The 24,834-nt window shown below is 60.0% G+C and carries 22 protein-coding genes; 11 read left to right on the top strand and 11 right to left on the bottom strand.

Features of this window, described 5'->3' with window-relative positions; genetic code table 11:
* Positions 1-28 precede the first annotated feature (28 nt).
* Both DTW90_RS23180 and DTW90_RS23175 read left to right on the top strand, forming a co-directional pair.
* Positions 29-802: a 3-ketoacyl-ACP reductase gene (locus DTW90_RS23180; protein ID WP_132526470.1), complete on the top strand. Its 774-nt coding sequence runs from the start codon at positions 29-31 to the stop codon at positions 800-802.
* 13 nt (positions 803-815) lie between these two features.
* Positions 816-2,471 carry a GMC family oxidoreductase N-terminal domain-containing protein gene (locus DTW90_RS23175; RefSeq protein WP_149341255.1) on the top strand — a complete coding sequence of 552 codons (1,656 nt, stop codon included), beginning with the start codon at positions 816-818 and terminating at the stop codon, positions 2,469-2,471.
* Between the two features lie 63 nt (positions 2,472-2,534).
* On the opposite strand, the gene DTW90_RS23170 is transcribed toward DTW90_RS23175, so the two are convergent.
* Complete coding sequence (locus tag DTW90_RS23170; protein WP_149341253.1) at positions 2,535-4,031, bottom strand: DegQ family serine endoprotease; 1,497 nt, start codon at positions 4,029-4,031, stop codon at positions 2,535-2,537.
* 328 nt (positions 4,032-4,359) lie between these two features.
* Positions 4,360-4,695 (bottom strand): DUF6665 family protein, encoded by a 336-nt coding sequence (locus tag DTW90_RS23165; RefSeq protein WP_132526328.1) that lies wholly within the window; start codon positions 4,693-4,695, stop codon positions 4,360-4,362.
* A 173-nt stretch (positions 4,696-4,868) separates the two neighbouring features.
* On the opposite strand from DTW90_RS23165, the gene DTW90_RS23160 reads away from it, so the two are divergent.
* Positions 4,869-5,777, top strand: a complete 909-nt coding sequence (locus tag DTW90_RS23160) for a LysR substrate-binding domain-containing protein (protein WP_132526326.1) — start codon at positions 4,869-4,871, stop codon at positions 5,775-5,777.
* A gap of 15 nt (positions 5,778-5,792) precedes the next feature.
* Here the strand turns inward: DTW90_RS23160 and DTW90_RS23155 are convergent, their stop codons facing one another.
* From DTW90_RS23155 to DTW90_RS23120, 8 genes are all read right to left on the bottom strand, one after another.
* Positions 5,793-6,689, bottom strand: a complete 897-nt coding sequence (locus tag DTW90_RS23155) for an NAD(P)-dependent oxidoreductase (RefSeq protein WP_132526324.1) — start codon at positions 6,687-6,689, stop codon at positions 5,793-5,795.
* Positions 6,690-6,753: 64 nt separating this feature from the next.
* On the bottom strand, positions 6,754-7,533 hold the full coding sequence (locus DTW90_RS23150; protein ID WP_132526322.1) for an SDR family oxidoreductase: 780 nt from the start codon (positions 7,531-7,533) through the stop codon (positions 6,754-6,756).
* Between the two features lie 148 nt (positions 7,534-7,681).
* Positions 7,682-8,656 (bottom strand): aldo/keto reductase, encoded by a 975-nt coding sequence (locus DTW90_RS23145; protein ID WP_149341252.1) that lies wholly within the window; start codon positions 8,654-8,656, stop codon positions 7,682-7,684.
* A 421-nt stretch (positions 8,657-9,077) separates the two neighbouring features.
* Entirely contained in the window at positions 9,078-10,460 is a 1,383-nt protein-coding gene (locus DTW90_RS23140) for a dipeptidase (RefSeq protein WP_149341250.1), read from the bottom strand.
* Positions 10,457-11,215, bottom strand: coding sequence for an SDR family NAD(P)-dependent oxidoreductase (locus tag DTW90_RS23135; protein WP_149341248.1), 759 nt, complete (start codon positions 11,213-11,215; stop codon positions 10,457-10,459). The genes DTW90_RS23140 and DTW90_RS23135 overlap by 4 nt, the downstream gene beginning before the upstream one ends.
* Positions 11,212-12,231 (bottom strand): 2-dehydropantoate 2-reductase, encoded by a 1,020-nt coding sequence (locus tag DTW90_RS23130; protein ID WP_132526314.1) that lies wholly within the window; start codon positions 12,229-12,231, stop codon positions 11,212-11,214. Before DTW90_RS23130 ends, DTW90_RS23135 begins: the two co-directional genes overlap by 4 nt.
* The gene (locus DTW90_RS23125) at positions 12,228-12,929 is read right to left on the bottom strand and encodes a creatininase family protein (protein WP_132526312.1); all 702 of its coding nucleotides are present in this window, start codon (positions 12,927-12,929) and stop codon (positions 12,228-12,230) included. The genes DTW90_RS23130 and DTW90_RS23125 overlap by 4 nt, the downstream gene beginning before the upstream one ends.
* 26 nt (positions 12,930-12,955) lie before the next feature.
* A complete protein-coding gene (locus DTW90_RS23120) occupies positions 12,956-13,969 on the bottom strand; it encodes a GntR family transcriptional regulator (RefSeq protein ID WP_132526310.1) in 1,014 nt (337 codons plus the stop codon).
* Positions 13,970-14,158: 189 nt separating this feature from the next.
* Here DTW90_RS23120 and DTW90_RS23115 point away from each other — a divergent pair, with 189 nt between their 5' ends.
* From DTW90_RS23115 to DTW90_RS23090, 6 genes are all read left to right on the top strand, one after another.
* Positions 14,159-15,736 carry an ABC transporter substrate-binding protein gene (locus tag DTW90_RS23115; protein WP_132526308.1) on the top strand — a complete coding sequence of 526 codons (1,578 nt, stop codon included), beginning with the start codon at positions 14,159-14,161 and terminating at the stop codon, positions 15,734-15,736.
* 76 nt (positions 15,737-15,812) lie between these two features.
* Positions 15,813-16,751 carry an ABC transporter permease gene (locus DTW90_RS23110; RefSeq protein WP_132526306.1) on the top strand — a complete coding sequence of 313 codons (939 nt, stop codon included), beginning with the start codon at positions 15,813-15,815 and terminating at the stop codon, positions 16,749-16,751.
* A complete protein-coding gene (locus DTW90_RS23105; protein WP_132526304.1) occupies positions 16,748-17,605 on the top strand; it encodes an ABC transporter permease in 858 nt (285 codons plus the stop codon). Before DTW90_RS23110 ends, DTW90_RS23105 begins: the two co-directional genes overlap by 4 nt.
* Entirely contained in the window at positions 17,602-18,606 is a 1,005-nt protein-coding gene (locus DTW90_RS23100) for an ABC transporter ATP-binding protein (RefSeq protein WP_149341246.1), read from the top strand. Before DTW90_RS23105 ends, DTW90_RS23100 begins: the two co-directional genes overlap by 4 nt.
* Entirely contained in the window at positions 18,603-19,613 is a 1,011-nt protein-coding gene (locus DTW90_RS23095; RefSeq protein ID WP_149341244.1) for an oligopeptide/dipeptide ABC transporter ATP-binding protein, read from the top strand. Before DTW90_RS23100 ends, DTW90_RS23095 begins: the two co-directional genes overlap by 4 nt.
* A 17-nt stretch (positions 19,614-19,630) precedes the next feature.
* Entirely contained in the window at positions 19,631-21,145 is a 1,515-nt protein-coding gene (locus DTW90_RS23090; RefSeq protein ID WP_149341242.1) for a carboxypeptidase M32, read from the top strand.
* Positions 21,146-21,159: 14 nt separating this feature from the next.
* Here the strand turns inward: DTW90_RS23090 and DTW90_RS23085 are convergent, their stop codons facing one another.
* Positions 21,160-21,807: a TetR/AcrR family transcriptional regulator gene (locus DTW90_RS23085; protein ID WP_132526296.1), complete on the bottom strand. Its 648-nt coding sequence runs from the start codon at positions 21,805-21,807 to the stop codon at positions 21,160-21,162.
* A gap of 134 nt (positions 21,808-21,941) precedes the next feature.
* On the opposite strand from DTW90_RS23085, the gene DTW90_RS23080 reads away from it, so the two are divergent.
* Positions 21,942-23,162, top strand: a complete 1,221-nt coding sequence (locus DTW90_RS23080; protein WP_149341240.1) for an HlyD family secretion protein — start codon at positions 21,942-21,944, stop codon at positions 23,160-23,162.
* Between the two features lie 28 nt (positions 23,163-23,190).
* Entirely contained in the window at positions 23,191-24,789 is a 1,599-nt protein-coding gene (locus DTW90_RS23075; protein WP_132526292.1) for a DHA2 family efflux MFS transporter permease subunit, read from the top strand.
* Positions 24,790-24,834 lie beyond the last annotated feature (45 nt).

Raw genomic sequence — 24,834 nt, 5'->3', positions numbered from 1 at the left:
CATCGAAGGATATGAGGGCATGGGAGAGATGAGTGAAAAGCCCGTCGCCGTCGTGACCGGCGGTCGACGCGGCATTGGCTTTGGGGTCGCCACAGCGATGGCCAGGGCCGGATACAATATTGCGATCACCGGTGTCGACGACGTTGATGCCGCCGAAGGCGCGGTCGTCAGCATCAAAGAGTTGGGTGCGGAAGTCGTCTATCTCCAGGCCGATATCCGTGCTGTCGAGAAACATGAGGAAACAGCGCATGCCGTGCTTCGCAAATTCGGGCGGATTGACACTCTGGTGAATAATGCCGGCGTGGGAGCCGTTGTGCGGGGAGATTTCCTCGGGCTTGCACCAGAAAATTTCGACATTGTCATGTCGACAAACCTCAGAGGCACGGTCTTCTTCACGCAGGCGGTGGTCAAGGCGATGCTGGTATCGGGTGCTGTGCCGCCGCATCCCCGTTCCGTCATCAACATTACTTCCGTATCTGCCGAGGCCAGTTCGCCGGAGCGCCTGGACTATTGCATAAGCAAGGCAGGCCTTTCAGCGTTTTCGCAGGGGCTTGCGCTGCGATTGGCAGAGTCAGGCATTTCCGTTTTCGAGGTGCGGCCGGGGATCGTTCGCACGGACATGACGGCGGGCGTCGCGTCCAAATACGACGCGCTGATCGAAGGCGGCCTGGTTCCTATGAAACGCTGGGGCGACGCCGAGGATATCGGCAGGATTTGCACAGCGCTTGCCAGCGGCAGCTTTGCTTTTGCGACCGGCACGGTGATCAACGCCGACGGTGGTCTTTCGATACCGCGCTTGTGACAGGGTGGAGACAATGAGATTCGATTACATCATAACGGGTGCGGGTCCTGCAGGCTGCGTTCTGGCCAACAGGTTGAGCGAAGACCCCAATGTCAATGTCCTGTTGCTTGAGGCCGGTGGTCGCGACTGGAATCCGTTGTTCCACATGCCGGCCGGTTTCGCGAAGATGACAAAGGGCCTGGCAAGCTGGGGCTGGGAGACCGTTCCTCAGAAAAATATGAAGGGAAGGGTGCTGCGCTATACCCAGGCCAAGGTCATTGGCGGCGGATCGTCGATCAATGCGCAGCTCTATACACGCGGAAATGCCGTAGATTACGATCTCTGGGCTTCGGAGGACGGCTGCGAAGGCTGGGACTATCGCTCCATACTGCCATACTTCAAGCGCGCCGAGGACAATCAGCGCTTCGCCGACGATTACCATTCCTATGGCGGCCCTCTCGGCGTTTCAATGCCGGTATCCGCGTTGCCGATCTGCGATGCCTATATCCGGGCGGGGCAGGAACTTGGCATCCCTCACAATCACGACTTCAACGGTCGGCAGCAGGCCGGCGTCGGCTTCTATCAGCTGACCCAGCGCAATCGGCGCAGATCATCGGCATCTCTGGCCTACCTTTCTCCGATCAAGGACCGAAAGAACCTCAGGATCAGAACGGGGGCTCGGGTCGCGCGGATCGTGCTCGAAGGAAATCGTGCGACAGGCGTGGAAATTGTCACCGAAAAAGGCTCTGAGATCGTGCGAGCAGAGCGGGAGGTGTTGGTGACATCAGGCGCGATCGGGTCCCCAAAGCTCCTTCTGCAATCGGGAATCGGCCCTGCGGATCATCTGAAATCGGTCGGCGTAAAGGTTCTCCACGATCTCGCCGGCGTCGGCGGAAACCTTCAGGACCATCTCGATCTCTTCGTTATTTCCGAATGCACGGGCGATCACACGTATGACGGTGTCGCAAAGCTTCACCGGACCGTTTGGGCCGGTCTCGAATATATCCTGTTTCGCAGCGGTCCTGTCGCCTCGTCGCTCTTCGAGACCGGCGGCTTCTGGTATGCGGACCCCGATGCACGCTCTCCGGATATCCAGTTCCATCTCGGTCTCGGTTCCGGGATCGAGGCCGGCGTGGAAAAACTGAAAAATGCCGGCGTTACCTTGAATTCCGCCTACCTGCATCCCCGTTCGCGCGGAACGGTGAGGCTGGCTTCATCAGATCCGACGGCTGCACCGCTGATCGATCCCAATTACTGGTCCGATCCGCACGACAGGACGATGTCGATCGAGGGCCTGAAGATCGCGCGGGAGATCATGCAGCAGCAAGCGTTGAAGCCGTTTGTGCTGGCGGAGCGACTCCCAGGTCCGAAGGTTGTCACCGACGAGCAGCTTTTCGATTATGGATGCGCCAATGCAAAGACCGACCATCATCCTGTCGGGACCTGCAAGATGGGTACTGGTCCTGATGCCGTCGTCGGCCTTGATCTGAAGGTGCATGGTCTGGAAGGTCTGCGTGTCTGCGACTCCTCCGTCATGCCACGGGTTCCGTCGTGCAACACCAACGCGCCGACGATCATGGTCGGCGAGAAGGGCGCGGACATCATCCGCGGACTTCCGCCTCTGCCTGCGGCTGTCTTTGCCCATGAGCGCAATGATATGCGTCCGCGGGCACGCGCGGGAATACGCTGAATTTACAAAAAAAGGCCCCAGGACGAAACATCCTGGGGCCCTAGCGTCGCAGCGATCGCGCCCTTAAGCGGCGGAGAAGGGGACCGCTACGAACGACTTGTTTTCGCCGCGTTCGATCAGCAGGAGCACGGACTTTCGGCCCGATTTTGCAGCATCTGCCACAGCGAGTTTAACCTGACGAGCATCCTGAACAGCCTTTCCGTTCACGGACACGATGACGTCACCCGTCTGGATGCCGGCGGCGGCTGCAGTCTTGTCCGGGTTCACCTCGGCGACGACAGCGCCCGTTGCGTTGTCCGGCAGGTTGAGCTGAGCCTTTGCCTCAGCGGTGAGGTCGGCGAGCGCCACGCCAATGCTCGGCCCTGACTGCTTCATGTCACCGCCCTTGGCGTCGGCTGTCTGAAGCTTGCTGTCATCGTTGCCGCCGATCGTAACATTCAGGTCCATAGCCTTACCGTCGCGAACGATGCTCATCTTCTCTTCTGCACCAGGCGACAGGTCAGCCACGAGACGCGACAGATCCTTGGGGCTCTTCACGGCCTCGCTGCCAACGCCGGTGACGATATCGCCTGCCTTCAGGCCGGCATGTGCGGCTGCCGTCCCGTCGGTTACTGCGGCGACAAGCGCGCCTTCGGCCTTGGACAGGCCAACCGCGTCGGCGACATCCTGAGTTACCGGCTGGATCTGGACACCGAGATAGCCATGGTCGATCGAGCCGTTCTTCTGGAGCTTGGCAACGATTGCCTTTGCCTCGTCAGAGGGGATGGCGAAGCCGACACCGACGCTGCCGCCGTTCGGCGAGTAGATCGCGGTGTTGATGCCGACGACATTGCCGTCGCGGTCAACGAGAGGGCCACCGGAGTTGCCATGATTGATCGGGGCGTCGATCTGGATGAAGTCGTCATAGGGACCGCTATGCAGATCGCGGCCACGGGCCGACACGATGCCCGCCGTTACCGTGGTGCCAATACCAAACGGATTGCCGATCGCAAGGATCTGGTCACCGAGCTTCAGTTTCGAGGAGTCGCCCCAGGCGATCGTCGGGAGCTGCTTTCCGGCCTCTACCTTCAGCACCGCGAGATCCGACTTGGCGTCTGCTCCAAGCAGCTTGGCGGGAAGCTCGGTCCCGTCGTCTAGCGTGACCTTGATGTCCTTGCCGTTCTGGATGACGTGGTTGTTCGTTACGATCACGCCATCGGAGCTGAGGATGAAGCCCGAACCGAGGGCTTCGCCGGCCGAATGACGCGGAGAGCTTTGGCCCTGGCCTTGGCCCGGCACCGGAATGCCCTGATTTTCGAAGAACTGCCTGAATTGCTCGTCCATCGGGCTGCCGTTTTCGTCGTCGCTGACATTGGTCGGCTTCAGGGTTGTGGTAATCGTGACCACTGCCGGCTTGTCGGCGTCGACAACCGACGCGAACGAACCGCTGGATGCGACTGGATTGCTGACTTCCGCCGGAGCTGCGAAGGCATCGATTGCGAAGGGCAGGGAAACGGATCCTGCAATGATGGCAGCCCCTACGAGCGCGGCTGTACGACGGTTTCGAAGAATGTTTGACATATTTCTAGTCCCTTGAGAGCGGTGGGCTGGCGGCACAGTTACTCACGATCCAGGAGTTTATACTGCCAGGATTGAAGTTATGTTTTCTGATGTCGAGTATCTATCGTACAAGTGAGGGTGATTTCCTCTTTTGTACGTTTGTTCTGTAACGATCTCTTGAGAATAATATGAATAGATCGAAATCTATTTGCAAATTAAATGTAAGTTATATTCAGATTGCCGAAAATTAAGAAATTACAGATGTTTAATGTTGGGCATACATACCTTTAGGGGAGGTTGCTCGCCGCTCTGAGGCAGCCTTTCGCCGAAGCAGCTTGCGATTTTGAGATCAGTCCGGTTGCTTGCGCACCGATCCCACCTTGGCAATCACTTCATTTGGAATCCGATAGCGCTGGATCACATCGCGGCCATTTCGCAGGCCGCAAATTTCCCTCTGGATGAAGAAGGCCCAAACCGCGTCCGAGGCGTCGTTCACGAGGGCTTCGCGCTGCGCAGCGGTAGACCGGTCCGCATTCCATGCGGCCAAGGCAGCCAGCGCGTTCTCCACCTTTAGTCCATTGCGTCCAAGAGAACTCGCGCGCTCCGACAGGAGTTCGTATTCGAGAACGTTGAATCCACCATCGGCTGAGAACTGCCGGAACGATTGCGGGGGACGAACGGACATAGCTGGATACCTCGGAATTTCTGGCGATGCTAACCGATCATTTCGAGCAGATCGAGAGGCAAGCTTGCCGCAACACCATGGCGGCAATGTAACCTTCGGAAAGAGCATTATCTTTGAAACCGAACGGGACGATGTTATTGATCGCCACAATTGCTGAATAAAGGGGCGCGTTCGTGGAATTGAGGCAGTTACAGCATTTCGTGGCGGTTGCCGAAGAGCAGCACTTTACCCGGGCTGCCCAGCGGGTAAATGTCGTCCAGTCCGCGCTTTCCAGTTCGATCAGGGCGCTGGAGGAGGAACTGGAGGCAAAACTCTTCGTTCGCAGCACGCGACAGGTTCGGCTGACCTCTGTCGGCCGCGCGTTCCTCGACAAGGCGCGTATTGCGCTTGATGCGGTGCGCGATGCCCGCGATGCGGTGACGGCTATACAGGGGCTCAATCGTGGAACGCTGAGTATCGGCACCGTCCAGAGCCTGCCCGCTTTTCTTGATCTGCCGTCTCTGCTTGCCTCGTTTCACGGGCTTTATCCCGGCATCGAGGTGCGGCTCTGCCAAGGCAGTTCGTCGCATCTTCTCGACAAGGTCCGCAGTGGCCGGCTTGACCTTGCCATCGTGCCGCTCTGCGATCCACCGGTCGGCATCGCGACGACCATGATCGCTTGCGAGGCCCTCGTGGCGGTATGTCCGCCCGACCACCCCCTGGCCGGCCGCGAGAATGTTCCCCTCTCGGCTTTTGCCAATGAGCCGTTCGTGGATTTCGAGCCGGCCTGGGGAACGCGCCAGCTCGTGGACCGTGGCTTCAATGAAGCGGGAATCGAGCGGCGAATCGCGTTTGAGGTCAGCGATCTCGACACGCAATTGGAATTGGTCGCTCGTGGTCTCGGCGTTGCTCTTGTTCCCGAAGTTGTGGCGGAAGAGCAGCATCCTTCGCTCGGCATTGCCCGGCTTGCGGAACCGGAAATCTGCTGGGAACTGGTGATTGCCTGCGCGTCCCACGGCGAGGCAGAACAGGCGCCCGCCGATCGGGCGCCCAAGGCGTTTCTGGACCTCTTGCTCGGCGCCGGACGCTTTCAGACGTCCTGACGGCCAAGTGTTACATCAGGTCTTGGGGACGTAGTTGCGCCAGTTGTGCTCTTCCTTGAAGCCCAGCACTTCGCGAATTTTCTTGTTGGCGATGGGGGCTTCGTATTCACCAAGTTCGCGATGAACTGGCGTGTTCGGCGCCCAACGCTTCAGGAAGTCACGCGTCGGTTCGTTGGCGGTGATCGTATCGTTCACGGCATTGAACACCTGATAGCCGAGACCATCCTTCTCCACGCAGAGGTGGACGATCTGGCCGAGGTCCCGGGCGTCGATATAGCTCCAGGCGTTGCGCTTGCGGGATGGCGGGTCCGCGACGAATGCCGGGAAACGATCATATTCATGCGGTTCGATGACGTTGCCGATGCGCAGCGCATAGATATCGGCGCCCGTCCGCATGGCGAAGGCACGAGCCGTCTTTTCGTTGACGACTTTCGAGAGACCGTAACTGTCCATCGGATCGACGTCATAGTCTTCCTCGAGCGGGAAGGTGTGGAAATCCTTATCGCCTTCCGCAAAGCAGACGCCGTAGGTGGTTTCGCTTGAAGCAATTATCACCTTGCGGATGCCAAGCTTCACCGCAGCCTCGATGACGTTGTAGGTAGATGCGACATTGGCCTGGAAAGTCGTGTTGTCGGGCCGGATGAGGATGCGCGGAACGGCAGCAAAATGCACGACGGCGTCTACGGGGGCGGGGCCTTTGCCCGTCTCCAATCCCTTGAAGTCGAAGTGCATGGAGAGTGCGTTGAAGGTCTGGCCGCTGTCTGTCAGGTCGGTGATCAGCGTGTTGACGCCGGGATGGTTCAGCGGAACGAGGTCAAGGTTGAAGACCTCGTGGCCCTTGTCCAGCAGGTAGGGCACGACGTGACGGCCAGCCTTGCCGCTGCCGCCGGTGAAGACGATACGCTTGCTCATGGTCGAAATCTCCCAATGTTATGGTCTGCAACTTGGCCCGTGCGATTGGCGCGAGAACAGTTCGTCAGGGCATCAGCTGGCCACCATTGACCTCCAGCGTCTGGCCGATCATGTAGCCGGAGAGCGCGGACGAAGCCAGGAACAGGTATGCACCGACGCAGTCTTCGGCGGTGCCAAGCCGACCTTGCGGGATCGTTGCGAGCTGGGCGGCAAGCTGCGCCTGGGTCGAATAGCGCTCATGGAAGGGCGTTTCGATAACGCCAGGTGCGACGGCATTGACGCGGATGCCGAAGGGGATCAGTTCCTTTGCCATGCCGCGGGTCACGTTCGCGACAAATGCCTTGGAGGAGCCATAGAGACCGGCTCCGTTGCTCGCGCCGTTGCGGGCAGCAATGGAGGTGGTGTTGATAATGAAGCCACCGCTGACCTTGAGGTGCGGGATCGCTGCTGTCGACGCCGCAATCACCGACCGCGCGTTGAGATCCATGACGGCGTCATAGCTGCCGTCGGTTGCTTCCTGGTAGGGGACGCGCGCAACCATGCCACCGGCATTGTTGATCAGACCCTCGAGATGGCCGAAATGAGCGGCGGTTTCTTCGACCACACGCACCATTTCACCCGAACGCGAGGCATCGCCACGCGTCAGGAAAACCGTGCCGTCGGCGTCGCGGATTTCGGCGGCCAGCTTCTCGGCGGCATCGACGCTCGAATTATAATGCAGGCCGACTAGGGCGCCCTGCGCGGCGAATGCGCGGGCCAGCGCTGCCCCGATGCCGGTCGATGCGCCTGTTATCAGCACCGCCTTGCCGGCGAGATCGGAAATTTTGAGCGATGGTGTCGTCATGTCTTCTCCTGGGGCGTTCCCCTGATGAATGGCCGGCCCGAACCGGGGCCGGAAAATTGGAAAGAGAGAAAGGATTTTCCAATCCATTCTCTCTTTCTGTTTGAATGGCAAGCCGCATATGCAGTATGCGATTGCGCATGCCTCGATTTCAGAACCCGTTGACCTGGATCGGCGTATATGGCGCCTCCAGGGAAGCGATCTCGTCAGCGGAAAGCGTCAGATCCACAGCGGCAATGGCGTCTTCGACATGGCCGAGTTTGCTCGCCCCGATGATGGGAGATGTCACCCCATTCTTTTGCAGCACCCAGGCGAGCGCCACCTGCGCCATGGAAACACTTCTTTTTTTGGCAACGGTCTCGACCGCCGCGACGATCTCCGGGGCCCCACCCGCGGTGTTTTCATACATGGTCTTATTATAGCGGTCCGTGGTGGCGCGCTTGGTTTCAGTGCCCCATGGGCGCGTCAGCTTGCCGCCGCCGAGGGGGCTCCAGGGGAGGATCCCGATGCCCTGGTTCAGGCAGAGCGGCAGCATCTCGCGTTCTTCTTCCCGGTAGACGAGGCTCAACTGATCCTGCATCGAGACGAAGCGGGTCCAGCCGTTACTGTCGGCTGCGTGCTGCAGCTTTGCGAACTGCCACGCCCACATGGAGGAGGCGCCGATATAGCGCGCCTTGCCTGATCGAACGACGTCGTTCAGGGCCTCCATCGTTTCTTCGACCGGGGTGAAAGGATCGAAGCGGTGGATCTGGTAGAGATCGACATAGTCCGTGCCGAGCCGGCGCAGGCTATTGTCGATTTCGCTGAGGATGGCTGCTCGCGAAAGCCCCTGGCCGTTCGGGCCGGGTCGCATGCGGCCGAAGACCTTGGTCGCCAGTACGATCTCTTCACGCGGGGCCAATTCCTTGATGATCTGGCCGGTGATTTCCTCGCTGGTTCCCTGGGCGTAGACATTGGCGGTGTCGAAGAAATTGATGCCGGCATCCCAGGCGCGCCGATACATTGGGCGCGCTTCAGCGAGGCCGAGGACCCAAGGCCGTTCCTCCGTCACTTTGCCGAAGGACATGCAGCCGAAGCAGATGCGGCTGACTTCGAGGCCGGTCTTGCCGAGACGTGTATATTTCATGATTTCTCCTCCCATTCTTCATCGAACATGGTCGCCCGTCGAACGGTCCGGCGACAGTAGCTGCCGCGGCTTTGATCTGTCCAATTGATTGTGTCGATTACATTAATCGATCAGGCCGCTTAATGGGCGATCGCTGATCTTTAGGCAATTATAAAGAAGACCTCGGCCCCTTGCCTATTGGTCCGCCGACCGAGGTCTTTCCCTGCCGTCGACCGAATTTGAGGTGAGGCAACCGGCTTTCTGCAATGTCATCAAATTGCCGTCCAATCGGACCGCACGAAAAGCTTTACGGTGAGTAAATATCCACTGCGCCTGCGTCGAAATATGACACCCGGCTAGAAACGCCTGTCCCCTTCCGAAGTTCCCTGTTGATCGCAAACAGCGGCCCTGCAGGCGATGCAGGGCCGATCATTCCGGCGGATTACGAAGCCCTCACATCCGAAAGACGCTGAAGAAGCATTGCCCACGCGGTAAGTCCGAGGCGAAAATTCGCAAGCCGGAAGAACTCGTTGGGTGCATGATAATCTTCGTCCGATGTCGAAAAGGAGAAGAAGATCGCTTCCCGGCCGAGATGCTTGCGGAAGGAAGCGCCGATCGGAATGGTCGCGCCCATGGCAACACGCAGCGGTGGCTGGCCCAGAAGTTCCGACAGGACGCCTTCGGCGACCTCAAGTGCGGGCAGGTCAGGATCGACGAAGAAAGCCTCGCTGCCGGGGCCATGGCGATGAACATCGAGAGAGAAACCGGCCGGCAAGCGTTCCTGCAGGTGCCGGTTTAGGACCTCCTCGATATGGTCGGGCTTCTGTCCGGCGATCAATCGGCAGGTAATCTTGACGCTGGCATAGGTCGGAATAACAGTCTTCGTGCCTTTCCCCTGATAGCCGCCGGAAATCCCGTTGAATTCCAGCGTCGGCTCCAGCCACTGCCGGATCAACAGGTCGCGGCCGTTGTCGATCGGGTCGGGCTTGGCCGAGCCGATCTCGCGGTAATAGGCATCGGCATCGAATTTTGCGGCTTCGATCGCGGCTATGATGCGGGCATCCGGCGGACTTGTGCCGTCCAGAAAACCCTCGACACTCACGCGCCCGTCGGGGCCATGCATGGATGCGATCAATGCAGCTAATGCTGCGATCGGATTCGGTGCGCTACCGCCATGACGGCCGGAATGCAGATCCTTCGACGCACCCGTTACCGTGACCTCGAAGGCGGCGAGGCCCCGGCTCGCCACCGTCATCGACGGACGATCAGGCCGCCACATGGCGCCATCGGCGGAAATGACCATGTCGCAGGCAAGGAGGTCCCGATATTTCTGGAGAGTACCGTCGAAGTGAGGGCTGCCGGATTCCTCCTCCCCTTCGATCAGGACCTTGAGATTGACCGGCATCCGGCCCTCGGTCTGCATGAAGGCTTCGGCGGCCAGGATCGGGATCAGCAAAGGTCCCTTGTCATCAGATACGCCGCGCGCATAGAGACGACCGTCGCGCTCATCCGGCTCGAAGGCGGGCGTCTTCCATTTGTCGAGCGGATCCGGCGGCTGAACGTCGTAATGTCCGTAGACAAGAAAGGTCGGAAGCGCGGGGTCGCTGATGATCTCGCCATAGACGGCGGGATGTCCCCCGGTTTCCAGCTGCTTGACGCCGGAAAAGCCTGCCTTCGCCAACCGTTCCGCAACGAAATTGGCCGCAGCGGCAATGCCCTCGGCATAGGCGGGGTCGGTGCTGACGCTCGGGATGCGGCAGAAGGCTTTGAGGTCCTCCAGCCCCGCATCGAAATGCTCATCGAGATAGGCCTGAACCTTGCTCATTTGCCACCGTCCACGCTGATGACCTGGCCGGAAATCCAGCCGGCATAATCCGAGGCGAAGAACATAACCATGCCGGCAATGTCTTCAGGCGCGCCGAGGCGCTTCAGCGCGATATTCTGCAGGAGCTTTGCCTGGCCCTCCTGACCCATCGCTTCCCACTGTCGCTCCGTCGTCGGGTTCGAAAGGACAAAGCCGGGCGCGACGTTGTTGACCGTGATGTTCCACGGGCCAAGCTCGTGAGCGAGCTGCCGTGTCAGACCGATCTGCCCGGCCTTGGCGCTGGCATAGGCCTGGATACCCGTGAGCGAAATGCCGAGACCTGCGCCACTCGAGATATTGATAATGCGTCCGGCCTTTTTCTGCTTCATGCCTGGCGCTACCGCCTGGGACATGAAAAAGGCACCGGAAAGATTGACGTCGAAGATGGTCTGCCAATCCTCTTCGGAAATATCCTCGATCGGACGACCCACCTGGCCGCGAACGCCGCCGGCATTGTTGACGAGGACATCGACCGCGCCGGAGGAGGCTTCGATCGCTGCAACCGTCTCCTGCACCGAGGTACGGCTGCCGACGTCTAGAATATGGGCTGTCGTCTTGGCGCCGCAGAGATTGACCGTTTCGAGAAGCCCAGTTTCGTTGACGTCGCAGACGTGCACGTTAGCACCACGCTCGGCAAAGCCCTGCGCGATGGCGCGGCCGAAACCGTGGGCTGCGCCTGTTACGATGACGGTTTTGCCGTCGAAGTCGATATTCATGCCGCAGTCCTCGCAAGCTCGTCGAGATTTGCGAGATCGAGCGGTCGCTTGCCGTCCTCGATCTCATGGATCATTTTCACGACCTGGGCAGCGATAGGTGTCGGTATTCCAAGCGAATGTCCGATTTCGACGACAGGCAGCACCTGCGCGTCCACCTCTGTCCGGCGCTTGCGAATTGCAAGATCGCGCCAGATGCCGGAATGGGATTTCAGCGATTTCCGGTTATGCACGACCATCTCGTCGAAGGAGCGTGCGGTCTCGGAAGCAGGCGCGGTCGGTGCAAAGGCAGCAGGGTCGAAACCGTCAAAAGCCTGCGTTGCGATATTGTTGGCGGCGGCGACCGTGCCGACTTCGTGGGCAAGCCGCGTCAGCACCGGCCGATAGGCCTGGTTGGCGAATACGTCGGCGATGCTGTCGTTGGTGAGGGCGGTGCCAAAGAGCAGGGCGCCGTAGATGAGCTTGCCCCAGAGATAACCCCAGATGTTGTCGGTAAGCACGGCCTTGGGCTCGAACTGGTGCATCAGCGCGTAGATGTCCTCGATGCGGTCAGTCGTCTTGCCATCGAGTTCGCCGACCACAACGGCGCCGTGGCCGCTATAGTGAACGACGCCCGGCTCCAGGTAATCCGCACCGAAATTGACGAAGCAGCCGATGACGCGATGATCGCCAACAATGCGGCCGATCACCGGCTCGTTCAGACCGTTCTGAGCCGACACCACGTAGCCGTCGGATGCCAGATGCTCGACAAGAGCCTGGGCCGCAGCCTCGGTGTGCTGTGCCTTCACGCAAAGGAACATGCGCTCATAGACGCCTTCGAAAGTTTCCGGCGTGAACGCCTTGGCTTTGACGGTGTCCTGGAAGATCGGCCCATCGATCCTCAAACCCTTCGCGTTGATTGCGTCGACATGATCCTTGGCGTTGTCGACGAAGACCACCTCATGGCCGGCCCGAATGAAGGCCGCGCCCAGCGTTCCGCCGATTGCGCCGGCGCCCCAGATGATGATGGGATTGGTCATGCCCAATCTCCTTCGAGAAGCGCGCGGGTTTCCTTGACCGCAACATCCCAGATCGCCAGCATTTCTTCATCCGGACGCTCGTAGTAGCCGCCGAAATTGCCGTCGCCGAGATAGGCCTTCACGGCATCAGGACCCATGACGCGCATGCGCGGAAGGTCGATCATCGGCTTCTGCTGCGTCGGCAGCTTTTCGCCGGGCAGGCGGGTCCAGGGGAAATTCTCCATCCAGGATGCGTGCGAGGCGACCGTGTCGATTTCCTGCACCTTCGCGAAGGTCTTCGGAGAATTCCACCAGTTGTGGAACTTGACGGCACAATCCTGGTTGTCGGCCATCCATTCGATCGCAAGGCTGCCGGCCGGCTGATTGCCGCCGTGGCCGTTGACGATGAGGATGCGGCGGAAGCCCTGGCGCTTTAGTCCGTCGAGGATGTCGCGGACGATGGCGATATAGGTCTCTTGCCGCAGGCTGATCGTGCCGGGGTAGGAGAGGAAATAAGGCGTGATGCCATAGGCGACGACAGGGAAGACCGGGATGCCGAGCGGCTCTGCGGCCTCGGCCGCAACGCGCTCCGAAAGGATGGAATCGACCGACAGCGAAAGCTGCGCATGCTGCTCCGTGCTGCCGAGCGGCAGGATCGCGCGGTCGTCATTCTTCAGGTAGGCCTCGATATGATGCCAGTTTGCTTCGGAAACTCTCACGATATAGTCCTCTCTATTCGCTGTTTTTATTTCTCTGAATTGGCTGCGGCTCGGGCCGCGGGCTTGTCCGATGGTTGCAGCTGCTCCTCCGCTGCCCGGATGATGGGAACGATGACGCGCTCGATATCGGCCGTGTCCGGCGCGTGACGATATTCGATCGCCTGCAGCCCCGGCGGCAGGCGCGAAACGATGTTCTCGGCACCCGACGCATAGATCACGACGCTGGATCGCGCGATGAGCGCATCAAGCCCTGATGTTTCGAGTGTTGCGGCTGAGATTTCGCTCACATGGGGCGCGAAACGCTGGACGCCGCTCTTCATGATCGGCAGGAAATCCGGAAAGCGCGACACAACAGCGATCGACGCAAGGGAATCCAGCGAGGCCAGGGCCAGGCGTGTCTCTTCCGATGGCGTGAAGCTGATGGTGACAACCTTGGTATTGGGAACAAGCCCTGCCACCTCGCGGTGCCGGTTGGCGAAGGTGACGGCGAGATCCGCCGAATTGGCTCGCGCCCTGGCATTTACGTCCCGCTCGATGGCCGAGACGGTCAGGGGCTCGACGGTGACGGACCGTCCAAGCCGCGCTGCGATAAAACGCGCATAGCTTGCCGTCGCTTCCGGAAACAGGCCGATCATGACGATGCGGATGCGCGGGCCGATGCTGTCGCGATAGAAGACGCGGGCGCTGACCAGCGAGACGAGCTCGGCGGGGCGAATGCCGAGCGTGCGGCTTTCGTCGATCAACTGATCGATATGGCGATGCAGGCCGCTCGCATCGGCGCGTCCGGCCAAGCGGGATTGCAGGCTGTCGGTCACGAAGGTCCCGGAGCCCGGTTTGGCATCGATCAGGCCCGCAGCCTTCAGATCGGCATAGACCTGGCTGACCGTCATCGGCGCGACGCCGATCTTCTCCGCAAGCTCGCGTACCGACGGAAGCGTCTCGCCGGGAGTAAGCTCGCCGCAGGCAATTCCATATTCGATGAGGCCGTGGAGCTGCGTGCGCAAGGGCACGGGCAACTCGCGATCGACGAAGAACTCCATGAATCCCGTTCGATTTTAGCTGTTATAGTAGATTATGACAATTAATCGTGCCGCGCAGAAAGCGGCCTGTCAACCGCCCATCTGCTCCCGCAGAAATTAATGAAAAAACGGTTGACAGTAAAAAAATCACATGAAATCGTTATAGTCAACAATAACACTTTATGCGTTCATAAGAGCAAGGGGAATGCAATGAGGACGTTTACCAAAGCAGCTTTCGCGACAGCTCTTTTGCTGAGCACTAGCATTTCGGCTTTCGCCGTCGAGCGCGGTGGCACGCTTACCTACGGTCGCTACGCCGACAGTCTTTTCCTTGAGCCGGTGCTCAACGACGCCAACGTCGATATCTGGGTCCTGTCCAACCTTTACGATACGCTACTCCTGCCGACAGACGACGGCAAGGGCGTTCAGGCCGGCCTTGCAACCGATTGGAAAGTCGCTGACGACGGCCTCAGCGTCACGCTGACGCTGCGCGACGGCATCAAGTTCTCCGATGGCACGCCGATCACGCCGGCCGACGTGGCCTGGTCCCTGAAGCGCGCTTCGAAGCCCGACAACGGCGAATGGACCTTCCTCGTCAGCTCGATCGACGATGTGACGACGCAGGGCGACAAGACCGTCGTTATTAAGCTGAAGCATACCGATCCCGCGATCCTGACGGCGCTGACCGTCTTCAACACCGGCATCATGCCGCAGAAGGCATTCGAGGCGGCGGCTGGCGCAACTGAAGCTGACAAGGCGAAGGCATTCGCCGAGCATCCGATCGGCTCCGGTCCGTTCATGCTGCAGTCGTGGAACCGCGGCTCGGAAATGAAGCTGGTTCGCAACCCCTATTATTGGGGCAAGGGTGAGGACGGCAAGCCGCTGCCCTATCTCGACGGCATCAATTTCGAAGTCATCCCGGATGACGCGACGCGTATCCTGAAGCTGAATTCGGGCGAGCTCGATGGCGCCGAGTTCATCCCCTATTCGCGCGTCGACGAGCTGAAGTCGGCCGGCAACCTGAACATGGAGCTCTATCCCTCGACCCGCGTCCAGGGCATTACGCTCAACGTTCGCCCGCAGCTTGGTGGCAAGGACAATCCGCTGTCAAACGCCAAGGTTCGCCAGGCGATGAACTATGCCACCAACAAGGACGCGATCATCCAGATCGTGACCCATGGTGTCGGCACGCCGATGACCTCCTTCATGTCGACGGCAACCCCGCTGCATTCCGGCGACAAGCCGCTCTTCCCCTATGATCTCGACAAGGCGAAGGGCTTGATGAAGGAAGCCGGCTTCGAGAAGGGCTTCTCTACGAGCCTGCTCGTCCTTGCCGGCAACCAGGACGAAATCGGCATCGCAACTGCGCTGCAGCAGATGTGGGGCGCGATCGGCATCAAGCTCGACCTGCAGCAGGTCGACAATCCGAGCCGCACCCAGCAATATCGCGATGGTACGTTCACGATGCGTGAATCGGCATGGACCGACGACATCGCCGACCCGAACGAGATCGCCTCCTACTTCGTCTATTCTCCGAACATCCAGGCCCTGCACAGCGGCTGGAAGAGCGAGGAAGCCGACAAGCTCTTCGAGGCTTCGCAGAAGGAGATCGATGCCAAGAAGCGTGCCGATCAATATGCTCGCATCCAGGAGATCTACAATGCCGACGGCCCGTTCCTGCCGCTCTATGAGACCCCTTATCCGGTCGCGCTGAGCAAAAAGGTCCACGGGTTCCTGCAGATCCCGCTCGGCAACAACATCTTCACCAAGACTTGGATCGAGAAGTGATTTCGACTTCAGGCGCGGGCGGGTTCAACCCGCTCGCGCCGAAGTTTGACGTCACAGTGTGTTCGGGAGCGGCGATTTGCCACTTTTCAGTTATGTAATCCGTCGTATCCTGCAGATGATACCGACGATCATTTTCATATTGATCGTCACCTTCGTTCTGATCCGATTGTTGCCGGGCGACCCCGCCAGCGCCATGCTTGGCGACCGCGCGCGTGACGCCGACGTTGCTCGCATCAATGCGCAACTCGGGCTCGACAAGCCGATCATTATTCAATTCTTCTATTTCGTCGGTCGTGTCTTCACCGGCGATCTTGGGGATTCCATCAGCCTGAAAGTGCCTGTCGCAACCCTGATCCTGCAGCGGCTGCCCGTAACCCTGATGCTGATCGGGCTGGCGGCACTGATTGCGCTGGTTTTGTCAGTGCCGCTTGCCTTCATCGCGGCGCTGAAGCGCGAACAGGCGCCGGATGCCGCGATCCGGGGTGTCTTTCAGGTTGGCCTCTCCATGCCGGTCTTTTATATCGGCATCCTGCTGTTGACGCTGTTTGCCGCCAATCTGAAATGGTTTCCCGTCGGCGGCTATGGCGACACCTTTGGTGCAAGGCTCTATCACCTCTTTCTTCCCGCCTTGACGCTTGCCGTCAGTCTCGCGGCGATCCTCATGCGCAACTTGCGCGCAGCCATCATCGGAGTGATCAACGCCGAATATGTTGACTTTGCCCGGGCGAAGGGCCTGCGGACGCGCATCATTCTGTTTCGGCATGTGCTGCGCAATGCACTCATTTCGACGATCACGCTGTTCGGCCTGCAGATCGGTTCGCTGCTCGGCGGCGGCGTGATCACCGAAACGGTGTTTGCCGTCCCAGGCGCCGGGCGCCTGATGATCGACAGCATCTACGGTCGCGACTATCCGGTCCTGCAGGGGCTGACCATTGCACTCGCCGTTCTCGTGTCACTGACCTTCCTGGTGACAGACATCGTTCAGGCCTGGCTGGACCCGAGGATTTCGCGATGAGCATTGCAGTCGTTGAAAAAGCAGCCACCAAGAAGAGGCGGTTCATCCTGAAGGGAATGCCGAGAACGCTGATATCGGGCGGCATCATTCTCTTTCTCAGCCTGATGCTTGCCTTCTTCCCATCGTTCTTTGCGCCCTATGATCCCGTGGCATTCGACTATAATGCGCTTCTGAAGGGACCGAGTTGGGCTCATCCTTTCGGCACGGACAGTTTCGGACGCGATGTCCTGTCCCGTGTGATCCACGCCTATACGATCGATATGCAGATTGCGATCTTTGCCACCCTTGGCCCGTTCATTTTCGGGACGCTCGTCGGTGCCTTCGTCGGCTATGTCGGCGGGGTCGTCGAAGCCATCTTCGGCCGCATTGTGGATGCGGTCCTGACCTTTCCCTTCCTCGTGCTTGTGATCGCGGTTGTGTCGGTGCTCGGTCCCGGGCTTGGAAACATGTATATCGCCGTGGGTGTCGTCGGCTGGGTGTTCTATGCCCGGCTGGTGGCGGCAGAGGTCAAGGTCCAGAAACGGCTTGATTATGCCGATGCCGGTCGCGTCATGGGTTACACACCGGCGCGGATCGTCTTCCGCCACCTGTTGCCGAACGCGATCACGCCCGCCATCGTCTACTGGATGACCGATATGGCGCTTGCGATCCTTCTGGGCTCCAGCCTTGGCTATCTCGGCCTCGGCGCGCAGCCGCCGGCTGCGGAATGGGGTGTCCAGATCGCCGATGGCAAGAACTACATGAATACCGCGTGGTGGATTTCCGTCTTCCCCGGCGTGGCCATCGTCCTGACCGGCCTTGGTTTCAGCTTAGCAGGGGACGGCATTGCTGAATTGTTGAGGGTGCGTCGATGACGGTGGTGGCGAACGAAAAACTCGGCCTCACCGTCCGCGGGCTGACGACCACTTTCGAGACGTCTCGCGGCACTGCGATCGCCGCAGCCGACATCGATTTCGATGTTGCTCCCGGCGAAGTGGTCGGCCTCGTCGGCGAATCCGGCTCGGGCAAGAGCGTGACGCTGCGCTCGATCATGAGACTTATCCGCGAACCGGGCCATGTAAGCGGCCATGTCGAGTGGCGTGGGCGCGATCTTATCGGCATGCCGGATGAACAGCTCCGGCGCATCCGCGGCAGCGAGATCGCGATGATTTTCCAGGAGCCGATGACGGCACTGAACCCGGTCTTGCCGGTCGGGATGCAGATCGAGGAAAATCTCGTCGCTCATACCACGCTGAACCGTCGGGAACGGCGGGCGAGGGCGCTCGAATTGATGAATATCGTCGGCATTCCGGCCGCCGAGCGTCGCCTTGAGGAATATCCGCACCAGTTCTCCGGCGGCATGCGTCAACGCGCGATGATCGCCATTGCGCTTGCCTGTTCGCCGAAATTGCTGCTGGCCGACGAGCCGACAACGGCGCTCGATGTGACCATCCAGGACCAGATCCTGAAATTGCTGCTGGACCTGCGCGATCGCCTGTCGATGAGCGTGGTTCTGGTCACCCATGATCTCGGTGTGGTCGCCGGGACCTGCGATCGCATGGCGGTCATGTATGCCGGCCGTATTGTGGAGAAGGGCACCGTTGCGGAGGTCTTCGCGCAGCCGCGCCATCCCTATACACGCGGATTGCTGGGCTCGGTTCCTCGGGGAAATGCTGCGCGCACGATGCTTTATTCCATCGATGGTACGCCGCCCAGCCTGACGGCGCTGCCGACCGGATGCGCCTTCCATCCGCGCTGCAGCTTTGCGACCGATGAATGTCGCCGGGAACGGCCGCCGCTCGCGGCGGTCGGGGAAGGTCGGATGGTCGCCTGTTTCCACCAGGATCAGGTCGCGGCCGTGGAGGCAATCATATGAGCGTCGCGACCCCGATCATTTCCGTCGACGGCGTCACCAAGCGCTTTGCCGGCCCGGATTCACTTATGCGCAGGCTTTCCGGCAAACCGCCCTTGGCGGTGCATGCCCTGAACGAAGTCAGCCTTGATGTTTACCGCGGCGAGACGCTGGGGATCGTCGGCGAGTCCGGCTGCGGCAAGTCCACGCTGGCGCGTTGCCTTGTTCGCCTGCTTGATCCTGATGGCGGTGTCATCCGCTTCGAGGGGAAGGATATTTCCCATCTGAAGCCGTCGGAACGCCGCCTGTTCAACCGGCGGGTCCAGATGATCTTCCAGGATCCGTATAGCTCGCTCAATCCGCGAATGACGGTCAGCCAGATTCTCGGCGAGGCCCTGTTCGTTCACAAGATGCGGCCGAAGGGCGAAATCCCGAACCGGATAGCGGAACTGCTGGAGCTCGTGCGTCTGCCGCAGGATGCAGCGGGGCGCTACCCCCACGAATTCTCCGGCGGTCAACGCCAGCGTATCGGCATTGCACGAGCGCTTGCCGTCGAGCCCGATGTCATCGTTGCGGATGAGCTTGTGTCGGCGCTCGATGTCTCCGTGCAGGCGCAGGTCGTCAATCTCCTGCTGCAGCTGCAGGAACAGCTGCATCTGACGGTCATCTTCGTTGCCCATGACCTGCGTCTTGTCCGGCATATATCGCATCGCGTCGCCGTCATGTATCTCGGGCAGGTGATGGAGATCAGCACGTCAGAGGCGTTGTTCACCTCACCGCGCCATCCCTATTCCAAGGCGCTTCTGGATGCTGCCCCGGAGCTCGATCCTGCCCATCGCAGCCGTACGGCCGCAACGCGGGGCGAACTGCCCAGCCCGCTAAACCTGCCGCCCGGCTGTCCCTTTGCCGGTCGCTGCCCTCATACCTTCGACCGGTGCCGTGTCGAGCGGCCAATGCTGACGTCGCGCGGGCCTGAGCATCGCGCCGCCTGCCACCTGACGGATTTCGGCGCGGTCGACGCTTCGATTTAATTTCAGAGGATATTTTCATGAGCTTCGCCGCCTTCGAAACCGAAATCGCAAAGGTCAACGATATTCTCTGCGCGGTAAATCTCCTGACCTGGGATTCCCGGACCATGATGCCCGCGGGCGGTGTTGAGGCGCGCGGGAAGCAGATTGCCACCCTTGCCGGACTGGCACGCGATCTGGCGACCGGCGACACGATGCAGCGCGCGATCGAGGGCGCTCGGGGCGAGCTGAAAGGTGTGCCGGCCGCGGACATCCGGATCGTTGCTGTGGAGCAGGCTGCCGATGCGATCGGAACGCTGTCGCGTATCCCGGCATCTCTCGTTGCAGCTGCGGCAGAATTGAAGACCGTTGCCCAGTCTGCCTGGGCCAAGGCGCGCGCCGCGAACGACTTCCAGAGCTTTGCGCTTTTTCTTGAGCGAACGATGGAGATGCAGCGCGAGATTGCCGGCGCAATCGGATATGCCGAACATCCCTATGATGCGCTGGTCGCGACCTACGAGCCCGGAATGAACTGGTCTCGTTTGAGGGAGCTATATGCCGAATTGCAGCGGGCGCTGATCCCTTTGCTCAACGAGGCAAGGCAGGCGAAGGTCCGCAACGAGATCCTCGACCGTGCCTATCCGGTCGAACAGCAGCGCGCCTTTTCAAGCGCGATGGCGACCCGTTTTGGCTATGATTTCGGTCGTGGCCGCCTCGACGACACCGTCCACCCATTCGAGATATCTTTTACCCGCTCCGACGTGCGCATCACCGGCCGCTTTCGCGAAACCTGGCTGCCGGGCGGTCTCTTTGCCGTCTGGCACGAGGCGGGCCACGGCATTTACGAACAGGGAATTGCCGAGCAGTTCAGCCGTTCGGTCTTCACCACGGATTTCGTCAATCTGTATGCCGTGGGTGGCACGAGCTTCGGCACGCATGAATCGCAGTCACGGCTCTGGGAAAACCGGGTGGGCCGCTCGCGGCGCTTCTGGGAATTGCACTTCGGCGATCTCAAGGCAGCGTTCCCCGATCAACTCTCCGATGTCTCCGTCGGCGAGTTCTGGCAGGCGATTAATGCAGCACGTCCAAGCCTGATCCGCGTGGAGGCCGATGAACTGACCTATGACTTCCACATCATGCTGCGCTCCGAGATCGAGGCCGGCTTGATGGCTGGTGACATCCGGGTGGCCGATCTGCCTGATATCTGGCGCGAAAAGATCAAGGCCTATCTTGGGCTGGATGTCTCGACCGACACGCAGGGCGTTCTGCAGGACGTACACTGGTCATCGGGGATGGTCGGATCCTTCCCGACCTACACGATCGGCAACATCATGTCCTCTCAGTTCTTTGCGGCCGCCCGAAAGGAAACGGCGGTGGAGAAGGGGCTTGATGCTGGCGAATACGCGCCGCTGAAATCCTGGTTGAACGAGCATGTTCACCAACATGGCCGGTCGAAAAGCCCGAGCGAAATCCTCATCGCGGCAACCGGCTCCGATCTTTCGGCCACGGCCTATATCGACGATCTCAAGCGAAAGGTCGCCGAACTGACGGCCTGAGGCCGAGGCGGCGACTACGCTCTGCAGCCGCCGAGGAACAGACGGGCGCAGATTTTTGCGCGCGCGCGGATCTCGTCCCGGGTCGGTGATTCCTGCTGACCAAGCATCGTGGCGCGCTGCGGCTCCATGATCATCATGCCGCGCAACATGCCCGTCGCGGTGCGCGGATCCTCGAGCTTGATCAATCCCTTGTCGCACTGGGCCATCAGCCATTTCTCCATGATGGCATTGGTGCCGACGATTGCCGTCTCGTAGAATGTGTTGGCGATTTCCTGAAAGCGATCGGACTCGCCAAGCACCAGCCTGGTTATGCCGATCGTCTCCTGCGACAAGGTCAGTACACCGTAGCTCGTCAGGATACGCCTCAATCCTTCCTCCAGTTCCATTGCCGCCAGGACGCTGTCGTCGAGACAGAGGAGAAACTCGCCGATCTTGCTCGAAATGATGCTTGAAAACAGATCGGTCTTTGCAGGGAACAGACGGTAGAGCGTCTTGGTGGACACGCCGGCGGCCTGGGCGATGGCGCTGATATTCGCGGCCGCATAGCCATTCTCCAGAAACTGCGCCTTGGCGGCTTCAAGAATGACAGCCCTTGTGTCGTCGTCGCAGCGCAATTGCGGGCGGCCTCGGGAGCGTTTCTCAATTATTTGAATTTCGACCATGATGATTTTCCAAATTCCTGTTGACATCCATTTTATAGCGCTTATTTTGGAAAACATCAAGTTTCCAAATATGGAAACCGAATAATTCCGAGCCGCCACCGCATCCCGCGACCGGCCGGTTCAGGAGAGAGACAATGGTCCCGAAACTGCATGCATTGAACAACAACAGTGCCGAAGCGGTCGATGTGAAAGCGGAAGCCCCTGCGCCAGTCGTGCCCGTCATGGAAGCCAGCACGCCAGTGGTTGCCAAGGACGTGGCCGCTCCTGCCGCCGCTGTCGCCGAGACATCAGCCAAAAAGGGTTGGACAAAGAGGATTCTGATGGGTGCCACGGCACTCGTCGTCATTGCCGGCGCCGCCTACGAAGGCAACCAATACTGGACGACCGGCCGTTTCGAGATTTCGACCGACGACGCCTATGTCCAGGCTGACAACAGCTCGATTGCCCCGAAGATATCCGGTTATATCAAGGACGTGCTGGTTGCCGACAACCAGTCCGTCAAGGCCGGCGACATATTGGCGCGCATCGATGACCGTGACTATGCCACCGCATTGGACCAGGCGAAGGCGGATGTCGATGCAGCGCGCGCCGATGTAACCGCCAAGCAGGCATCGCTTGATACGCAGCAGTCACTGATCGCTGCAGCCAGCGCAACCGTCGATGTCGACCGTGCCAACGAGACCTTTGCTGAAGAAAACGACAAGCGCTATGCCAACCTTGCGACGAACGGCGCTGCCGGCGTTCAGATTGCGCAACAAGCTGCTGCGCAGATCATCGCTGCCCGAGCCACCATCGCACGCGACAGTGCCTCACTGACGGCCGCCCAGAAGCAGATAGATATTCTGAAGGCGCAGGTTGCGCAGGCACAGGCGACGCTTGCTCATGATCAGGCGGTCCAGAACCAGGCTGAACTCAATCTGTCCTACGCATCCATCGTCGCCCCTGTCGATGGCGTCGTCGGCAACCGCACGCTACGCGTAGGCCAATATGTCCAGGCGGGCACGCAGCTGATGACCGTTGTACCGACCTCGGCCGTCTACGTGATCGCCAACTACAAGGAAACGCAGCTGACGGACGTTCATGCCGGCCAACCTGTCGATGTGGAAGTCGATATGTTCCCGGGCAAGGTCTACCACGGTCACGTCGATAGTCTGGCGCCCGCCAGCGGCCAGGAATTCGCTCTGCTGCCGCCGGATAACGCGACGGGCAACTTTACCAAGGTTGTTCAGCGCATTCCCGTAAAGATCACCATCGATGCGGACAGCGCCGCCTCAGGCGATCTGCGCCCGGGCATGTCCGTGCAGCCGAGCATCGACACCAAGATTGCCGCAACAGGCAAGGGCAATGGCGCTTGATTGAGCCGAGGTCCAGGAGGACCATGTCATGTCCACTCTTACTGCAAATGCATCGCTAGCCGCTCCGGCCCCCGCATCTTTCCAGCGCGCCAGTACCCGTGATTGGATTGCCGTCCTCGCCGGCATGATCGGCGCTTTCATGGCGATCCTCAATATCCAGATCACCAATGCTTCGCTGCTCGATATCGAAGGCGGCATCGGAACAGGCGTCGACAACGGCGCCTGGATCTCGACCTCCTACCTGATTGGCGAGATCGTGGTCATTCCGCTGACGGCCTATTTCAGCCAGGTCTTCTCGTTCCGGCGTTACATGCTCGCCAACGCGATCCTGTTCCCGATCTTCTCGATCGCCTGTGCCTTCACGCATGATCTCGGCTCGATGATCGTGATGCGCGGCCTCCAGGGTTTTGCAGGCGGCATCCTGATCCCGATGGCCTTCACCATGGTGCTGACGAAGCTGCCCAAACCGCAGCAGCCGACCGGACTTGCGATCTTCGCGCTCTCCGTGACCTTCGCCCCGGCCATCGGCCCGACGATCGGCGGCTATCTGACGGAAAACTACGGTTGGCAGACGATCTTCTTCATCAATGCGGTGCCGAGTGCCATCATGGTTGTCGCGCTGGCTGCGACGCTGGAAAAGCAGCCGATGCAGTTGCATCTGCTGAAGGAAGGCGACTGGGCCGGCATCATCACCATGGCGATCGGGCTCTCCGCCTTCCAAACAGTGCTGGAAGAAGGCAACAAGGACGACTGGTTCGCCTCGCCGTTCATTCTTCGCCTCGCCATCATCGCCGCGGTCTTCCTAACCGCCTTCATCTGGATCGAGCTGAAGGTCGAGAAGCCGCTGGTCAAGCTCAGCCTTTTCAAGCAGCGCAACTTTTCCATCGGCGTGCTGGCAAATGTACTGGTCGGTTTCGCCCTTTTCGGCTCGGTTTATATCCTGCCGCAATATCTCGGCCAGGTGCAGCGCTACAATGCGGAGCAGATCGGCAATGTGCTTGCCTGGACCGGCCTGCCGCAGCTGATCCTGATCCCCGCAATCCCAATGCTGATGAAGCGCTACGATGTACGCTACATCGCCTTCCTCGGCATTGCGATCTTCGCGATTAGCTGCTTCATGAACATCACGCTGTCGCTCGACAATGCCGGTGACCAGTTCTGGGTGCCGAACATCGTCCGCGCCATCGGTCAGGCCATGGTCATTACGCCTGTTACCGCAATTACGACCGGCCTGATTGCCCCGAAGGATGCGGCAGCCGCATCCGGCCTGACGAACATGCTGCGCAACCTCGGCGGCGCCGTCGGTACCGCGACATTGTCCACCGTCCTGACCAAGCGCGAGCAGTTCCACTCGAATATCATCGGCCAGTCAGTGACCGTTGGGCGAGAAGAAGTGCGCGACCGCATCGCCCAGATGACTGCCTATTTCGAGGCGCATGGTATCTCCGACGCCGCTATTGCCAAACAGCAGGCGATCGTCGCGATCGGTAGTGTCGTCAAGCGCCAAGCCCTTATCATGGGGTTCAGCGATACCTTCGCCGTCATCGGTATCCTTCTGGCGATCGCAGCGGTCGCGGTGCTCTTCGCCCAGAAGCCGAAAGCTGGTGCAGGCGCCGGCGCTCATTGAACCGGAATAATGCTCCAAAGGGATCGCGACAGTCTTCTGTCTGTC

Origin of the sequence: Neorhizobium sp. P12A (genome assembly GCF_008365395.1) — a bacterium.
Lineage (GTDB): Bacteria > Pseudomonadota > Alphaproteobacteria > Rhizobiales > Rhizobiaceae > Rhizobium.
The sequence above is the reverse complement of the archived record's forward strand: the minus strand, read 5'-3'. Positions and strand labels throughout refer to the sequence as shown.

Coding starts and splice junctions, on each gene's coding strand:
- DTW90_RS23180 (WP_132526470.1), top strand. CDS start 29: ATGAGTGAAAAGCCCGTCGCCGTCGTGACCGGCGGTCGACGCGGCATT.
- DTW90_RS23175 (WP_149341255.1), top strand. CDS start 816: ATGAGATTCGATTACATCATAACGGGTGCGGGTCCTGCAGGCTGCGTT.
- DTW90_RS23170 (WP_149341253.1), bottom strand. CDS start 4,031: ATGTCAAACATTCTTCGAAACCGTCGTACAGCCGCGCTCGTAGGGGCT.
- DTW90_RS23165 (WP_132526328.1), bottom strand. CDS start 4,695: ATGTCCGTTCGTCCCCCGCAATCGTTCCGGCAGTTCTCAGCCGATGGT.
- DTW90_RS23155 (WP_132526324.1), bottom strand. CDS start 6,689: ATGAGCAAGCGTATCGTCTTCACCGGCGGCAGCGGCAAGGCTGGCCGT.
- DTW90_RS23150 (WP_132526322.1), bottom strand. CDS start 7,533: ATGACGACACCATCGCTCAAAATTTCCGATCTCGCCGGCAAGGCGGTG.
- DTW90_RS23145 (WP_149341252.1), bottom strand. CDS start 8,656: ATGAAATATACACGTCTCGGCAAGACCGGCCTCGAAGTCAGCCGCATC.
- DTW90_RS23140 (WP_149341250.1), bottom strand. CDS start 10,460: ATGAGCAAGGTTCAGGCCTATCTCGATGAGCATTTCGATGCGGGGCTG.
- DTW90_RS23135 (WP_149341248.1), bottom strand. CDS start 11,215: ATGAATATCGACTTCGACGGCAAAACCGTCATCGTAACAGGCGCAGCC.
- DTW90_RS23130 (WP_132526314.1), bottom strand. CDS start 12,231: ATGACCAATCCCATCATCATCTGGGGCGCCGGCGCAATCGGCGGAACG.
- DTW90_RS23120 (WP_132526310.1), bottom strand. CDS start 13,969: ATGGAGTTCTTCGTCGATCGCGAGTTGCCCGTGCCCTTGCGCACGCAG.
- DTW90_RS23115 (WP_132526308.1), top strand. CDS start 14,159: ATGAGGACGTTTACCAAAGCAGCTTTCGCGACAGCTCTTTTGCTGAGC.
- DTW90_RS23105 (WP_132526304.1), top strand. CDS start 16,748: ATGAGCATTGCAGTCGTTGAAAAAGCAGCCACCAAGAAGAGGCGGTTC.
- DTW90_RS23100 (WP_149341246.1), top strand. CDS start 17,602: ATGACGGTGGTGGCGAACGAAAAACTCGGCCTCACCGTCCGCGGGCTG.
- DTW90_RS23095 (WP_149341244.1), top strand. CDS start 18,603: ATGAGCGTCGCGACCCCGATCATTTCCGTCGACGGCGTCACCAAGCGC.
- DTW90_RS23090 (WP_149341242.1), top strand. CDS start 19,631: ATGAGCTTCGCCGCCTTCGAAACCGAAATCGCAAAGGTCAACGATATT.
- DTW90_RS23085 (WP_132526296.1), bottom strand. CDS start 21,807: ATGGTCGAAATTCAAATAATTGAGAAACGCTCCCGAGGCCGCCCGCAA.
- DTW90_RS23080 (WP_149341240.1), top strand. CDS start 21,942: ATGGTCCCGAAACTGCATGCATTGAACAACAACAGTGCCGAAGCGGTC.
- DTW90_RS23075 (WP_132526292.1), top strand. CDS start 23,191: ATGTCCACTCTTACTGCAAATGCATCGCTAGCCGCTCCGGCCCCCGCA.